We start from the raw sequence: 15,192 nt of genomic DNA, 5'->3' as shown, positions 1-15,192 counted from the left end.
TGAGAGGCTTTAAATATCTATTAAACTAATTAATCTAAATTTTCTCCATTTATATCCCAAGTCTCAGATTTTAAGTTCTTAGAAGCTTCTTTAAATTTGATAAAATATCTTTTTAAAACATCTGATTCTATAGTCATCTGCATCTCGTCTCTTTCATCATTAGACCCTGGATTTGCTGAATACATAACCGTAAATCTACCATCCTTCTGCTTATACACTCCCAGATGTCTATCTCCTAAGACCAATATTTCTATATGCTCTTTAGTATATCTTCCAACATTCTCTTTATCAGGCTTTAATACTCCTTTATTTAAAGAGTCAACAATATTATTTATATCGTCTTTATTAACACTACTAGTTACATTAAATTCAGCCATTTTATTTTTCTGTATTTCATAGATATATCTAATATCACTTATTTTATCTTTATTAATTTTATAAACACCGTTGGCATTGTTGTGAAAAACAAATCCTATAATTAAAAACATAATAATAATGAAAGCTAAATTCTTCTTATTCAAATATTCTCCTCCTCAATCAGCATCATTAGTAAATTCAACTATAGATAACAGGAATGTCGCTTAGTTTTATTTAGATGGAACTGGATTATCTATTCCGCTGAACTAATAAACCAGTTCCAAATTAAATCTATTTATCAAGTAAAATACCATTAATAATTAAAATTATTTTTAGCATATTTTTGAATTACGGAAATGGGATATCTATTTCTATGAACAGACATACTACTTCAATCCTTGGATTCAAAATAATGCTTTCGATGAACCTACGAAGCATTATTTTGATAGATTTTAATATGAAGTAGTATGTCTATATACAATAATATACGAAATAATATTCTAAAGGTATCAAACTGTAAAAAATATTAGATATTAAAGAATCGGATTGCTGACCACTTAATTTCAACATTGGCTATTTTCATAATCTTACAACGTTTTTAATAAAATCACATAATTTTTGTGTTCTATTTAGAAATTATTACAATAGAAAATATTTTATAACTCATGTATTGATTATGTAAATATAAAATGATATATTATAACTGTAAACATATTCATTGTTTATATTTTTTTAATATTTTGTGCAATCGCTTGCATGTATTTTAAAATATATTACTTCACGGAAATATATATCTTTAGGTTCTTTTTTCATTAATAACGAGCTATTTAAAGGTATTTTCCTAATTGAATTGATATATCTTCAATAAATTTTAGATGGGGGATTAATATGAGAAATTATATTTTGCATGATCAGTGGAAAATAATCGAACAAGGATTTCATCCAGAAGAAAATAGAATCTACGAAAGTTTTATGAGTTTAGGAAACGGCTACATGGGTATGAGGGGAAATTTCGAAGAAGATTTCTCAGGTGATTCTCTTCAAGGTAGTTATATTGCAGGCGTATATTATCCAGATAAAACTAGAGTTGGCTGGTGGAAAAATGGATATCCTGAATACTTTGCAAAGGTTTTAAACTCAGTAAATTATATAGGTATAAGAGTAAAGTTAAACGGTGAAACATTAGATATTGCTAAATTAAGAGATATCAAAGACTTTTACAGAACTCTTAACATGAGAGATGGTGTTCTTGAAAGAAGTTTTGTTGCTGTTTCTAATGACTGCAAGGAAACAAAGATAGAAGTAAAGAGATTCATAAGCTTAAAAGATAAAGAAGTTGGGGCAATTTCCTACTCTGTTACTCCTTTAAATTATGAAGGAAATATAGAATTCACTCCATATCTTGATGGAAATATAGTAAATGAAGATTCAAACTACGATGAAGTATTTTGGAATGAAATATCACAAAAATCAGATGCCTTCTATGGCGATGTCACAATGCAGACTAAGAAAACAAATTATTATGTAACCGCTGCAATGTCTTATGAAGTTTTCGTAGATAATGCAAAAGTTTCAGTAACTCCTGAAGTTTCTGAAAGAAGTAAATATGTTGAAAATACTGTTTCTGTTAATGTTAATAAAAATAGTACTGCAACATTATTTAAATATATAGGTGTTACAAGCAACAGATACTACGAAGAAGAGATTGTTATAGCTAAAGCTTACGACGCTGTTGAAAGAGCTAAAACTTCTGGTTTTGAAAAGCTTTTGACTGATCACAGTGAAGAGTGGCATAATCACTGGAATGAGAGTGATATAGTAATAAATGGAGATGTGGCAGCTCAACAAGGTATTAGATTTAATATCTTCCACATGACTGCAACTTATACCGGTGAAGATTCAAGATTAAATATAGGTCCTAAAGGATTTACTGGTGAAAAATATGGTGGAAGTACTTACTGGGATACTGAAGCTTACTGTATACCATTCTACCTAAGTACTGCTGATGAAAAAATTGCAAGACAACTGCTTATATATAGATACAATCAATTAGATAAAGCTAAAGAAAATGCAGCTAAACTCGGACTTAAAGGAGCACTTTACCCAATGGTAACTATGACAGGTGAAGAATGTCATAATGAATGGGAAATAACCTTTGAAGAAATTCATAGAAATGCTGCTATCACTTACGGAATCTTCAACTATGTAAGATACACTGGTGATAAAAAATACCTTGCTGAATATGGTTTTGACGTAATCGTTGAGACAGCTAGATTCTGGGTTTCAAGATCTAATTATGTTCCTCAAAAGGACAAGTATATGATTCTTGGTGTTACTGGTCCAAATGAATATGAAAATAATGTTAATAACAACTGGTACACAAATACGATGGCAGCTTGGAACATAGGCTATGCTTTAGAAACTTATGATTTCTTAAAGGAACAATACCCAGCTGAACTTAAAACACTTGTTGAAAAGCTTGGAATAACTGACTGTGAACTTGCTAAAATGAAAGAAGTATCTGAAAAGATGTACTACCCAATGATTGAAGAGCTAGGTGTTTTTGCGCAACAAGATAACTACATGGATAAGGAACAAATCTTAGTGAAAGATTTAGATCCATCAAATCTTCCATTAAACCAAAAGTGGTCATGGGATAGAATTCTTAGAAGCTGCTTTATTAAACAAGCTGATGTACTTCAAGGGATATTCTTCTTAAACGATAGATATGACTTAGAAACAAAGAAAAAGAACTTTGCTTTCTATGAGCCAAGAACTGTACATGAATCATCTTTATCTCCATGTGTACACTCTATACTAGCTGCCGAAATCGGAGATTACGATAAGACTTATGAAATGTATTTAAGAACTTCTAGACTTGATTTAGATAACTACAACAATGACACTGATGATGGACTTCATATAACAAGTATGGCAGGTACTTGGATGTCTATAGTATATGGTTTCGGTGGAATGAAGGTTAAAGATGATATGCTTCACTTCTCACCATTTATTCCTGAAGTTTGGAATGAATATTCATTTAAAATAATGTTTAGGGGTAACCTATTAAACATTACTGTAAATAAAGATAATGTTATCATCAATCACGAAAAGGGTTCAAATGTAACTATAAAAGTTTTTGATAAAGAATATGAATTAAATGGTTCAACAGTAACTGTTTAAAGTATAGATGGGAGGATTATTTATGAGTAAATTACCTAATGTTGCATATTTTTGTATGGAATATGGTCTTGATGCATCAATTAAAACTTATGCTGGAGGTCTTGGTATCCTAGCTGGTGATTACATGAAAGGTGTAAAGGATCATGACTTCCCTATGGTTGGTCTAGGCATAAAATGGAAGCAAGGTTATACTGATCAAAGAATAAATGAAGAAGGTCAGCCATATGATAGCTACACAAATCAAGAATACAATTGCCTTGAAGATACAGGTATAAAAGTTAAAGTAAAGATAAGACAAAGAGATGTTACTATAAAAGTATGGAAGGTTGTTGAATTTGGCGTATGCCCACTTTATCTTCTAGATACTGATATCCCTGAAAATGCAGATACATGGATAACAGGCCAACTTTATGGTTGGTTTGGTGAAGAAAGAATAGCTCAAGAAATGGTTCTTGGTATTGGTGGAGTTAGAGTTCTAAGAGCTTTAGGTTATGAAGCTGAAGTTTATCATTTCAATGAAGGTCATGCCCTATTTGCAGGCTTTGAACTTCTAAGAGAAAAGATGGAAGATGGTCTTACTTTCAACGAAGCTTTAAAAGCAACAAGAGAAGAAGTTGTATTCACAACTCACACTCCAATAGTTGAAGGTAACGAATCTCATACACTTGATATATTAATGTATATGGGTGCTAACAATGGTTTAACTGTAGAACAACTTGTAAGTCTTGGTGGAGCTCCATTCAACATGACTGTAGGTGCTCTAAAAATGTCAAGAATAGCTAATGGTGTAGCACAACTTCATATGGAAACTGCAAACAAAATGTGGGAAGGTGTAAGTGAAAGACCTGAAATCATAGGAATAACAAATGCTATTCACACTCCAACTTGGGTAGACTCAGCTATGCTTGCTGCTGCTGATGGTGAAGGCGACCTTTGGGAAACTCATATGAAAAACAAGAGAGATCTTATAAAGTTTGTAAATGATAGAACTGGTGTTACATTAGATGCTGACAAACTACTTGTAGGTTTCTCAAGAAGAGCCGCTCCTTATAAGAGAAGCAATCTAATATTTACTGATCCTGAAGTTATAGAACCATTATTAAAAGAAGGTAAACTTCAAATAGTATTCTCTGGAAAGGCTCACCCTCTAGATGATAATGGAAAGAAAATAGTTGCTACTATAGTTGAAATGACTAAGAAGTATCCAAATTCAGTTGTATTCTTAGAAAATTATGATATGACTATAGGAAAAGCTCTTACAAGAGGTTCTGATGTATGGCTTAACAACCCAAGAAGACCTCTAGAAGCTTCAGGAACTTCAGGCATGAAAGCTGCTATGAATGGTGTACTTAACTTCTCTATCCTTGATGGATGGTGGCCAGAAGCTTGTGATCATGGAGTAAACGGCTGGCAGTTTGGTGATGGCAAGGGAGTTAGTGATTTTGAAACCCTTGAAGAACTTGATGCTCATGATTTGAAAGCATTATACAGTGTTCTTCTAACTGAAGTCATCCCTACTTACTATGAAAATAGAGAAAAATGGCTTCAAATGATGAAGGCTTCTATCGTAAGCTGCAGAGAACAATTTGCAGTTAAGAGAATGCTTGATGAATACTATAACTTAATGTATATAAAAAAATAATATAAAAGACTTACAACCCTACAACATTAATAATTTCAATTAATTAAGAATTATTAATGTTGTAAAGTCTTGAAATCTATAATATCATCTAACTTAATGTTTATTATATCATTAACACAATATTAGGGAGTGCTCTTTGGCACTCCCTTTGTTTTTGTATAAGAAATTATAATCTTTTTATTACGGTCAATCTAATAATTTCAATTGACTTGAATTGATTCCTAGGCCAATCAGTATAAGATAGAACTTATTCCCTGTAAGTTCCCTCATATTCATCCGAAAATTCAAATGCGTAAAAAACTCACTGAAAAAATCGTTTCAGTGAGTTTTTACTGTAAATTAAGATATATAATTTTTTATCCCTGTTAAACCTATTTAGTTGATTCTCTTTCGATAAACTTAGTTTCTATAATATAATGATCTAGTTCTTGTTCCTTCTGCTGTAGTCTATCAATTAACAGTTTTGTAGCGTAATACCCTAACTTCTTAGCATTGATATCTACTGTTGATAATGGTGGATTTTGATATTCTGATAAAGGTATATTGTTGAAACCTACAAGCCATACATCCTTTATTTTTTCTTCCTTAAGCTTCTTCGAAACACCAAAAGCTAACAAATCATCTGTAGTCACTATTGCACTAGGCTTTCTATACTCAAGTATAGAAGAACAAGCCTCATACCCCTCAGTCTCAATAAAGTCATCCATCTGAAGAATTAATTTTTCATCAATACTAATGTTAGCTTCTACTAAGGCATCTTTATAACCACTAAGTCTATCCTTAGACATGGTCCTCTCAGAAGGCCCTCCAATAAAGGCTATATCATCATGGCCTTTATCAATAAGGCTTTTGGTAACATCATACATGGCTCTTCTATTATCATTATCTACCCATAATATATCTGCTGAAATTTCTGGTCTACCTACTATTACAAAAGGGAATTGTCTTTCGTTTAAGTACTCTACGCACTTATCTTCTGTTCTTGTAGTAAGTAATAACATACCATCGACCATTTTACTATTTATATAGTTAGATAAAAAAGCTATTTCTTCTTCTTCATTCTTGCTAAATGTATAAACTATTGAATACCCCATCTTTTGAGCATATATACTTATTCCTGTCATAACTTGAATGAAGAAAGGGTTTCTAAATAAATCTTCTTCTCCACTTGGTAATATAAGTCCTAAAATTTTGGTAACATTATTTGCTAAGCTTCTTGCTATCACATTAGGATGATAATTAAGCCTCTTAACTGTTTCCATTACTTTCTCTTTAGTCTCATCACTTATTCTAGGATTTCCAGCCAGAACTCTTGAAACAGTTGATGGTGAAACGTTTGCCTCTCTTGCTACATCCTTTATTGTTACATTCACTATAATATACCCCCTAATAAAAATTCCACTCTTTACACCTATATATCTTATAAAAACCGTCAATCTCATTACTCTATTTATTGGTAAGTAATCGATTAAATACTCACTATCAAGATATTAAAATTTCAATTCAAAGTAATAATCTTATATTTCATATCAATTTATGATGAAATATAAGAGCATACTATCAATTATACTACCAATAACGATAAAAAGCGAGAATTGTTCACGTTAAAATACAATTTTAGACTTATAATTTTAAACGCTATTTTTATATTTCAACCGATTGCACAAATAAAACTAAATCCTATATTTTTTTCTCTATAATAAATACAAAGTTTTATAAAGTTTTTTATATACTTTTCTAATCTTTATACTAATACATCAATAAAGATAGAAAAATGTATTATGATATTTTATAATTAGGTAAAACGTTTAAATGTTATGGGGGTAATTATTTATGCACGTAAAAGGTTGTATTTTTGATTTAGATGGAGTAATAGTTGACACTGCTAAATACCACTATTTGGCTTGGAAAAGACTAGCTAATGAATTAGGATTTGACTTCACTGAAAAAGATAACGAAAGATTAAAAGGTGTTAGCAGAATGGCTTCCTTAGAAATTCTTCTTTCTATAGGTAATGTTACCTTAAGTGAAGATCAGAAATTAGCTTTAGCTGCAAAAAAGAATGAATGGTATGTAGAATACATATCTAGAATGAATAAAAATGAAATTTTGCCTGGAGTTGAAACCTTCTTACAAACAATAAGATGTGAAGGTATAAAGGTTTCTTTAGGCTCTGCTTCAAAGAATTCTATGATGATATTGGACAATCTAGAATTAACAAAATACTTTGATGCTATAATCGATGGAAACAAGGTTTCTGAAGCTAAACCTGATCCTGAAGTATTTTTACTAGCTGCAAAGGAATTAGATTTAGATCCTAAAGATTGTGTTGTTTTCGAAGATGCTGAAGCAGGCATAGAAGCTGCTATAAGAGCTGGTATGAGATCTATAGGCATTGGTTCCGTTGAAACCTTAGGAAAAGCTACAAAGGTTGTTCCTAATCTTAAAGATGCTGATTTAACTATATTAGAATTTTAATAGATTATAGCTATAATCAGATTCTAAGACTATTGAAGTATTTAGGCTTAACTAGCCTGAAAACTTTATATTTTCTTATATAGAAATAAAGAGGAAACATTAATAAGCTCTATTAACATTTGTTACAACCCACAAATGTTTAATATTTAGACTTAAATGTTTCCTCTATTTTTATGCTATTACCTTAGATACTATTATCGCTACACCTATTAACATTCCAGCAATAACTATAGCTACTGCAGTATTTTTATTTTCTAATTCCTTATTAAAATCTGCAGGTATCAACTTGTCAAATACTAAATAACCTATTCCCATAATAACTATTCCCAATAGTCCAAATAATAAACTTAATCCAAGATTGGCCAAAACCTCCACAATAACCCCTCCTTAATATATACTACTAATATTTTACCATATAATAGGATGCTATAGTAAAGATTTTTATATAAAGATGTACAAGTTAAAACATAAATCTATTTTTTAAACTCTCACGGGTTCTAGTGAGAGAATTTAAAAATATAAATTTTAATATGTAGTGGTGCATCCATAATATAGCTTTTTGTAACTTTACTAAGTTTAAATATTTACTAGCTTAATCCGAAATCTATAACTTTTCTCTAATTAACTGATATTCTATCTTTTATCTTTTCAAACATCTTATCTCCTATTCTATCTACTTTCTTTATATCTTCAATATTTTTAAATCCGCTATTCTTCTCTCTGTATTCTATAATTTTTTCAGCAGTAACAGCACCTATTCCTGGAATCTTGTCTAATTCCTCCTTTGAAGCAGTATTAATATTAATTATACTGTTAGACTCATCTGCACCAGCTGAAACACTAACCTCTTTATTTATGTTTTTACTTACTACATTAGCATTTATTTGATCCTTATTATTTATAATAATACACTCATTATTAACAAGTTTTTTCGCTTGATTTACCGGTGTTATATCAGCCTTTTCAGTTAGTCCTCCAGCTTGCTGAATGAGATCTTTAACTATGCTCCCTTCATCTAAGTAATATACATCTGGTTTTTTTACTTCGCCTTTTATTTCTACTATGACTTTTTTATTATTTGTACTACTTGTATTATTTACTTCCTTTTTATCTGATTTATCTACACTAGTTTGTTTAGCATCGCTCTTATTAACTTCAACAAACATATCTTCCATATCTTTCTGTGTTAAATTCCTTTTGGTTGTGTTAAAATATCCTATAGTTAAAAATATAATTAAGACCACAAATATAATCAGTGATCCAACAAGTTTTTCCTTTTTCTTCATTGAATTATCACCTCTGCTCTAAAATAGTAACAACATATCTTTATTGACGATACTTTTATAATTATTGACATATAATCAAAAATATATAGCAGAATTTGTATATATTTGATATACTAATGTTTGTTAAATACATATATGGGGGACACATATGAAAAAGATATTTAGTTTTTTTACTATATTTTCGTTATGCCTGCTCATGTCAGGAAACATAAATGCAAAGGCAGCTACCACACCACCAGACGTAGAGTCTGAAGCTGCAGTATTGATGGATGTAAATACTGGTGAAATTATATATGGAAAAAATGAAAATAAACCTATGGCGCCGGCTTCTACCACAAAGGTGATGACTGCACTTCTTACATTAGAAAAAGCAAAACTAGATGATAAGGTTACCATAAGCAAAGTACCACCTACAGCTGAAGGAACTTCCATAGGATTAAAAGAAGGCGAAATATACACAGTTAATGATCTTTTACATGGATTGCTACTTGAATCTGCTAATGATTGTGCAGAAGCTCTAGCAGAACATGTAGGTGGGTCCATGGATAACTTCGTTAAAATGATGAATGAAAGAGCAAAAGCCTTAGGAGCAACTAATACAAATTTTGTTAATCCTAGTGGTTTATACGAGCCTGGACACTTAACCACTGCTCATGATTTATCATTAATGCTTAAAGAAGCTATAAAGAACCCTACTTTTGTCAAGATATGCAGAACTCAAGTTTATAAATTTCCACCAAGTAATTTAGATGGAAATGAGAAGTGGGTATCTACAAAGGATGAACTTATTAGGAAGAACTCTCATTTTGAATATAAATATGCATTAGCTGGAAAAACTGGGTATACTACTTTATCAAAGCATACATTTACAGGTGCTGCTGAAAAAGATGGACACGTATTAATCGTATCAATGCTATACTCTCAAAGTAAGCAAAATTATTTTCCAGATGCAATAAAGTTATTTGATTATGGGTTCAATAATTATGAACCTATAAAGCTTTACAGTAAAGGTGATGAAGTTGCAAACTACAATGTAACTAAATCTCTTAATATACCGCTTGTAGCCACAAAAGACGTTTATTATTTAGTAAACAAAAACGATTATAAGCCAAATATTTCAGAAGCAGATATAAAAACCTATCTAGCACCTAAGCTACAGGTAAAAAATGCTAATTTAGAAAAAGCTTCTTTTAAGCAAGGCGATGAGATTTTAGATTCTACTGTTACTGTAAAAGGAAAAGATCTATGTGGTTTAAAACTAGCTTCAAACATAGACCGAGAATATAAAGGACTTCTACCCTCATCTACTGCTTATAAAAATATAAAACCTTTTGTATTAGCACTTTCGATAGCTGTTGTTTCTATATTTTTTATAACCTTAAGAAAATATTTAAACTTTAAGAAAAAGCAATCCACAATAAGACAGAAATACAATAATATAGCTCAATAATGAAAATGTAAATTATATATAAAATACCACCTTGTAAAAACACAAGGTGGTATTTCTATTTATCATTATCTTTAATACTCATACTATCAATAAGTTTCTTCATATCTTCTGGTAGATCAGCCCTAAGGGATAAGGACTTTTTACTTCTTGGACTTTGAAAATCTAATCTATATGCATGTAATGCCTGCCTTTTTATATATTCCTCATCATCTTCACTACCGTATAAGGTATCACCGAAAATCGGATGCCCAATATGACTTAAATGCACTCTTATTTGATGAGTTCTACCAGTCTCAAGACTACACTCTACTACATCAGCTCCATTTAGCCTTTCTATTACCTTATAATGAGTTATGCTTCTTTGTCCTTGCTCATCAACAATTCTTTTTATAGACTCTGGCCCTGGTCTATGTATCGGAAGATCTAGAGTTCCTTCTGTAGATTCTAGATTTCCATGTACTACAGCAATATATCTCTTTTCAATTTCTATAGTATCCCTGCTATGTCCTTTTATATTTCCTTCTTTATCTTTATCCATTGCATTTTGTTTTGATAAAGCCATATGAGCATATTGATTTTTTGCTATTATTATCAATCCAGAAGTATTCATGTCCAATCTACTTACTAATCTAACTATACAATTTTGATTAGTTTCATTAAAATAATTTATTACACCATTTGCTAAAGTACCAGACTGATGACTTTTTGTTGGATGAACTACCATAAAAGGATCTTTGTTTATTACTATAATATCTTCGTCTTCATATACTATCTTTAAATTCATTTTTTCTGGTTCTATATTCTGACTTTCATTTTTCGAAACATTAACCTCTATGTTATCATTGAATTTCAATACGTAGTTCATTTTAACAACTATATTATTTGCTTTAATTCTTCCGTCAATAGCTGCTCCTCTTACAAGTCTAGTAGATAATCCTAACTTTTCTTTAAGAAAATCTCTTATTTTTCTTCCCTCATATTCTTTGGGAACTACTTCTCTTATGTAGCTCATATAGTTCTCCTATCTATTTTTAAAAGCTATAACCTCTATCTCTATAACGGCATCTTTAGGTAATCTGCTAACCTCAACACAGCTTCTTGCTGGAGGATTTTCTTTGAAAAATTCTCCGTAAACTTCATTAACTGAATTAAAGTCATCGATATTTTTCAAAAAAATTGTTGCTTTTATTATATTATCTAGAGAGCTTCCTGCCTGCTCTAGTATTGCTTTGACATTTAGCATTGATCTTTTAGTCGCTGCTTTAATTTCGGTAATAAGCTCACCGGTAGCTGGATCAAGTGGTATTTGTCCTGATGTAAAAACAAGCTTTTCTATACTTATCCCTTGACTATATGGTCCTATTGCTTTTGGCGCGTTTTCTGTAGAAATTATATTTTTCATTTCTGATCCTCCTCTAGTTTTTATAATCTTTACCTAATATAATGATTATATCAAAGTTTTCATCATTTTTTCCTAAAGTTGAAAATTTGTTTATATTTATATCACTAGAAATTGTATTTTTTAAGCTTTGATCTTTTAATTGAACTTCACTTTTACTTACCTCTTTTGTATTACCTATTTCTATATCTTTATAACCTTTTGCTTCTAAGTCTTTCATGTATTTTGACGCAAGTCCTTGGACCTTTGTTGCGTTCAGTATCTTTATCTTCAAAGAAGATTTAGGAACATCACCATTAGACTCAGTAACCTTTTGACCTGATATTAAGGCAATTATATCACTATTAGCTTCCTTATCATAAATAAGATAGGATATGTTATCTATTGTTCTTGGAACTCCTTTTAAAGTATACATTTTTACATTTTCTTTTTTGAGACTCATTCCTTCTTTTCCTAAGGCTAGCAGGGTTTTTGGAGGTATATCAGTTTCTATATACTGAGGCAGCACATCCAGTATCTTTCCCAACTTTGGTATGATAGCAACTGAAGTACATTTTTCAACTACTTTTTCAATAAATTTATGCTGGTTATCTATTCTATCTAAATCTCCGTTGACTAATCCAGTTCCATCATTATTTTTTCTCCATCTGAAAAATTCTTCTGCTTTCTTGCCATCTAGAAGCACTGTTTGCCCCTTCTTAAAATTTATATGAAGATTTTGAGCTGCATCATCATAGTACATATTTCTATCTATAGTCATCTCTACCCCACCAATAGCATCTACAAAGCTCCTAAAACCCTCATAATTCAATTTTACTAGATAATCTACAGGAACATCCATAATACCTTCCACGGCCTGTTTTATGGCGCTATCCCCTCCTATAGAAAAGGCTGCATTTATTTTTTGACTAGAATTCTTTATCTTTATCATCATATCTCTTGGTATTGACACTATATATGCCTTTTTCTCTTTTGGAACTAAATGAACTAACATTATTGTGTCAGTTCTTTTTATACTGTCATTATCCTTTTGCTTAGGATCTCCAATATCCATACCAAGAAACAAAACATTTGTCGGTAAGGAGACATCTTTTTCAACAGCTTTACCATCATAATTTTTGTTAAATTTCCCTAAGTACTTATAAAAAAAAGCACCAGTTCCAAATGAAATAATTATTAACAATATTAAAAGTCCTAAAAGACTTGCTTTAAATTTACTATTGATTAATTTTTCTGGTTTCATCTTCTCCCCCTCTAAACTGACAGCATATTTTATAAAACTACTTGTTCTCATATACTTAATTCTTGCCAAAACTGCTTGCCCTATATCTCAACAAGTTAATCTTTATAAAACTAATTATTTTACATCTTTTTCCATTGTAAATTAATCACAAAATATTTGCAACCTTAAATTTCGCATATATATACCAATAACCTTAAAAAACCAAAAGCATAGATTAGTTATTATACTAATCTATGCTTTTGGTTTTTTATTTTTATTAACAAATCATTACGTGCGTCAATACTTAATGGATGTACAATTTGTCCTAGTTTTATTACATAAGTTATAGTGTTATCAAAGCCTTTTAAAGCGCCTTCATCAAGGTTGTCAAAAGTTAACTGTCTTAATTCTTCCACACCATTGTAATTTCTATTAGGCTCAATATAATCCGCTATATATATTATCTCTTCTAATAGAGTCATAGATTTTTTTCCTGTGGTATGATGTTTTACTGCACTTAATATTTCTTCATCTGCAATTCCCATAACTTCTTTTGCAACAATTGAACCAACAATTCCGTGAAGTATTTGAGGTGAATTGATTGTAATTTCATCTAGCTCTATATTTCTAGACTTTAAAAATTCAAATTGTTCATTTATCTTCATATTCTTAGCACAGTCATGAACTAAAGCAGCCATTCTCGCTCTTTCTTTAGATTCGCCATTTTTTTCTGCTAACAATTCAGCAGTATATACAACACCCATTGTGTGTTTATATCTGCTTTCCGTAAGGTTTTGTTTTAAATATTCATCAATTTCTTCATATGACCACATATTAATTCCCCCAATGATAATTATAGTATTCCCTTACAGCAACTTAAGTTTTGCATGTTCTAAAGTCATTACTTCTAAGAATTTCCGCGCCATGCACAATTTAATAGTTGAGTTTGGAACCCTATGATAAAAAACTACTTATATATTAATATTAATCATTATTTTAAAAATTTCTAATGTCCTTGCAATTATAATAATTATATTTTTGAAAGTTTTGTAACTTCCTAAACAGTAAAAAAATAATCCTAAATATACAACTTTGCAGTTAAAAATTTAGGATAAAATATTCTATCTATAAATATAATCTATTTTCTCTAATGATTTTACTAACTTCATCAGGTATAAAAAAATCAACCGTATGACCTTCCCTGATTCTCTGCCTGATCCAAGTAGATGAAATGTCTAATTGCAAAAGATCTAAAAATATAATTTTTTTATTATATTTTTGCTCCACAAATCTTTTTTCGGCATAGAGTTTCTCCTTAGTATATCCAGGTCTATTAAACACTACAAAATTACAGTTATCCATTATAAGATTCACATTTTTCCATTTTTCAAGATCCATTAAGCAGTCAGCACCTGTTATAAAATATAGCTCCGACCCTTTAAGATTAACTTTTAAATGCATCAAGGTCTCATATGTATAACTTAAACCTTGCTTGCTTACTTCATAATCACTTGTTATAAAACCATCATAACTTCTTATAGCTAGATCAACCATTTTATATCTTAAATGACTATCAGTTATATTCTTCTCATCTTTATGTGGTGGATTTCCGCTCGGCATAAAAATAATTTCATCTAAATCCAACAATCTCTTAGCCTCATAAGCTATATATATATGTCCATTATGAATAGGATCAAAGGTTCCCCCGAGTATTCCTATTTTTTTCGACATAGTGTATTATTTGTCGCCCTTTGGCAATTCTATTTTAGGATTCTTTTGTGATTGTTTAAATAAAACTATTTTACTTCCGATAGCTTGAATTCCTTCACATCCTATTTCTTTACATATAACATCTGAAGCCTCTCTAGTTTCATAACCACTGTTTTCTAAAACTTTTATTTTAATTAGTTCTCTAGCTTCAAGTGCCTCGCTTATTTGCTTTAAAAATGGTTCTTCTATACCATTCTTACCTAATTGAAATATAGGGCTTATACCGTTTGCTAGCGATCTAAGATATGCTCTCTGTTTTGTCGTAATCAATTTATTTTCCTCCCTTGTTTAGGTTTATATATCAACTAATAAAAATGTTTTGAAAGGAGATATTTTTTATATTATCAATATCTCCTTAAGTAATAAACATTCCTTAAATTGTTCTATAATATATGAATCAAAGTT

14 protein-coding genes are annotated in these 15,192 nt (G+C 30.5%); 4 read left to right on the top strand and 10 right to left on the bottom strand.

The window, feature by feature from the left end; translation table 11 throughout:
- Window positions 1–29: 29 nt before the first annotated feature.
- Window positions 30–521 (bottom strand): hypothetical protein, encoded by a 492-nt coding sequence (locus OCU55_RS01230; RefSeq protein ID WP_261850500.1) that lies wholly within the window; start codon window positions 519–521, stop codon window positions 30–32.
- A gap of 724 nt (window positions 522–1,245) precedes the next feature.
- Here OCU55_RS01230 and OCU55_RS01225 point away from each other — a divergent pair.
- Window positions 1,246–3,540: a family 65 glycosyl hydrolase domain-containing protein gene (locus OCU55_RS01225; protein WP_261850499.1), complete on the top strand. Its 2,295-nt coding sequence runs from the start codon at window positions 1,246–1,248 to the stop codon at window positions 3,538–3,540.
- 22 nt (window positions 3,541–3,562) lie between these two features.
- Window positions 3,563–5,182 (top strand): alpha-glucan family phosphorylase, encoded by a 1,620-nt coding sequence (gene glgP, locus OCU55_RS01220; protein ID WP_261850498.1) that lies wholly within the window; start codon window positions 3,563–3,565, stop codon window positions 5,180–5,182.
- Window positions 5,183–5,553: 371 nt separating this feature from the next.
- On the opposite strand, the gene OCU55_RS01215 is transcribed toward glgP, so the two are convergent.
- The gene (locus OCU55_RS01215; RefSeq protein ID WP_261850497.1) at window positions 5,554–6,555 is read right to left on the bottom strand and encodes a LacI family DNA-binding transcriptional regulator; all 1,002 of its coding nucleotides are present in this window, start codon (window positions 6,553–6,555) and stop codon (window positions 5,554–5,556) included.
- A 460-nt stretch (window positions 6,556–7,015) separates the two neighbouring features.
- Between OCU55_RS01215 and pgmB the strand changes: the two genes are divergently transcribed.
- Window positions 7,016–7,660, top strand: a complete 645-nt coding sequence (gene pgmB, locus OCU55_RS01210) for a beta-phosphoglucomutase (RefSeq protein WP_261850496.1) — start codon at window positions 7,016–7,018, stop codon at window positions 7,658–7,660.
- Window positions 7,661–7,831: 171 nt separating this feature from the next.
- On the opposite strand, the gene OCU55_RS01205 is transcribed toward pgmB, so the two are convergent.
- Both OCU55_RS01205 and OCU55_RS01200 read right to left on the bottom strand, forming a co-directional pair.
- Window positions 7,832–8,035, bottom strand: a complete 204-nt coding sequence (locus OCU55_RS01205) for a DUF350 domain-containing protein (protein WP_371876579.1) — start codon at window positions 8,033–8,035, stop codon at window positions 7,832–7,834.
- 242 nt (window positions 8,036–8,277) lie between these two features.
- Window positions 8,278–8,946 (bottom strand): ComEA family DNA-binding protein, encoded by a 669-nt coding sequence (locus tag OCU55_RS01200; protein WP_261850495.1) that lies wholly within the window; start codon window positions 8,944–8,946, stop codon window positions 8,278–8,280.
- A gap of 148 nt (window positions 8,947–9,094) precedes the next feature.
- On the opposite strand from OCU55_RS01200, the gene OCU55_RS01195 reads away from it, so the two are divergent.
- Window positions 9,095–10,396, top strand: coding sequence for a D-alanyl-D-alanine carboxypeptidase family protein (locus OCU55_RS01195; RefSeq protein WP_261850494.1), 1,302 nt, complete (start codon window positions 9,095–9,097; stop codon window positions 10,394–10,396).
- 55 nt (window positions 10,397–10,451) lie between these two features.
- Here the strand turns inward: OCU55_RS01195 and OCU55_RS01190 are convergent, their stop codons facing one another.
- From OCU55_RS01190 to yhbY, 6 genes are all read right to left on the bottom strand, one after another.
- Window positions 10,452–11,408 (bottom strand): RluA family pseudouridine synthase, encoded by a 957-nt coding sequence (locus tag OCU55_RS01190; RefSeq protein WP_261850493.1) that lies wholly within the window; start codon window positions 11,406–11,408, stop codon window positions 10,452–10,454.
- Between the two features lie 9 nt (window positions 11,409–11,417).
- Window positions 11,418–11,798 carry a RidA family protein gene (locus OCU55_RS01185; RefSeq protein ID WP_261850492.1) on the bottom strand — a complete coding sequence of 127 codons (381 nt, stop codon included), beginning with the start codon at window positions 11,796–11,798 and terminating at the stop codon, window positions 11,418–11,420.
- Between the two features lie 13 nt (window positions 11,799–11,811).
- The gene (locus OCU55_RS01180; protein WP_261850491.1) at window positions 11,812–13,038 is read right to left on the bottom strand and encodes an LCP family protein; all 1,227 of its coding nucleotides are present in this window, start codon (window positions 13,036–13,038) and stop codon (window positions 11,812–11,814) included.
- Between the two features lie 221 nt (window positions 13,039–13,259).
- Window positions 13,260–13,850: a bis(5'-nucleosyl)-tetraphosphatase (symmetrical) YqeK gene (yqeK, locus tag OCU55_RS01175; RefSeq protein WP_261850490.1), complete on the bottom strand. Its 591-nt coding sequence runs from the start codon at window positions 13,848–13,850 to the stop codon at window positions 13,260–13,262.
- A gap of 292 nt (window positions 13,851–14,142) precedes the next feature.
- A complete protein-coding gene (gene nadD, locus OCU55_RS01170; RefSeq protein ID WP_261850489.1) occupies window positions 14,143–14,748 on the bottom strand; it encodes a nicotinate-nucleotide adenylyltransferase in 606 nt (201 codons plus the stop codon).
- A 6-nt stretch (window positions 14,749–14,754) separates the two neighbouring features.
- Window positions 14,755–15,057, bottom strand: a complete 303-nt coding sequence (gene yhbY / locus OCU55_RS01165; RefSeq protein ID WP_261850488.1) for a ribosome assembly RNA-binding protein YhbY — start codon at window positions 15,055–15,057, stop codon at window positions 14,755–14,757.
- Window positions 15,058–15,192 lie beyond the last annotated feature (135 nt).

Source organism: Clostridium folliculivorans, from assembly GCF_024341905.1.
In the GTDB taxonomy this organism is placed as follows: domain Bacteria; phylum Bacillota; class Clostridia; order Clostridiales; family Clostridiaceae; genus Clostridium_AR; species Clostridium_AR folliculivorans.
The sequence above is the reverse complement of the archived record's forward strand: the minus strand, read 5'-3'. Positions and strand labels throughout refer to the sequence as shown.

What these genes read in the sequence shown, in the direction of transcription:
- OCU55_RS01225 (WP_261850499.1), top strand. Translation starts at nt 1,246, where the DNA reads ATGAGAAATTATATTTTGCATGATCAGTGGAAAATAATCGAACAAGGA.
- glgP (WP_261850498.1), top strand. Translation starts at nt 3,563, where the DNA reads ATGAGTAAATTACCTAATGTTGCATATTTTTGTATGGAATATGGTCTT.
- pgmB (WP_261850496.1), top strand. Translation starts at nt 7,016, where the DNA reads ATGCACGTAAAAGGTTGTATTTTTGATTTAGATGGAGTAATAGTTGAC.
- OCU55_RS01200 (WP_261850495.1), bottom strand. Translation starts at nt 8,946, where the DNA reads ATGAAGAAAAAGGAAAAACTTGTTGGATCACTGATTATATTTGTGGTC.
- OCU55_RS01195 (WP_261850494.1), top strand. Translation starts at nt 9,095, where the DNA reads ATGAAAAAGATATTTAGTTTTTTTACTATATTTTCGTTATGCCTGCTC.
- OCU55_RS01190 (WP_261850493.1), bottom strand. Translation starts at nt 11,408, where the DNA reads ATGAGCTACATAAGAGAAGTAGTTCCCAAAGAATATGAGGGAAGAAAA.
- OCU55_RS01185 (WP_261850492.1), bottom strand. Translation starts at nt 11,798, where the DNA reads ATGAAAAATATAATTTCTACAGAAAACGCGCCAAAAGCAATAGGACCA.
- OCU55_RS01180 (WP_261850491.1), bottom strand. Translation starts at nt 13,038, where the DNA reads ATGAAACCAGAAAAATTAATCAATAGTAAATTTAAAGCAAGTCTTTTA.
- yqeK (WP_261850490.1), bottom strand. Translation starts at nt 13,850, where the DNA reads ATGTGGTCATATGAAGAAATTGATGAATATTTAAAACAAAACCTTACG.
- nadD (WP_261850489.1), bottom strand. Translation starts at nt 14,748, where the DNA reads ATGTCGAAAAAAATAGGAATACTCGGGGGAACCTTTGATCCTATTCAT.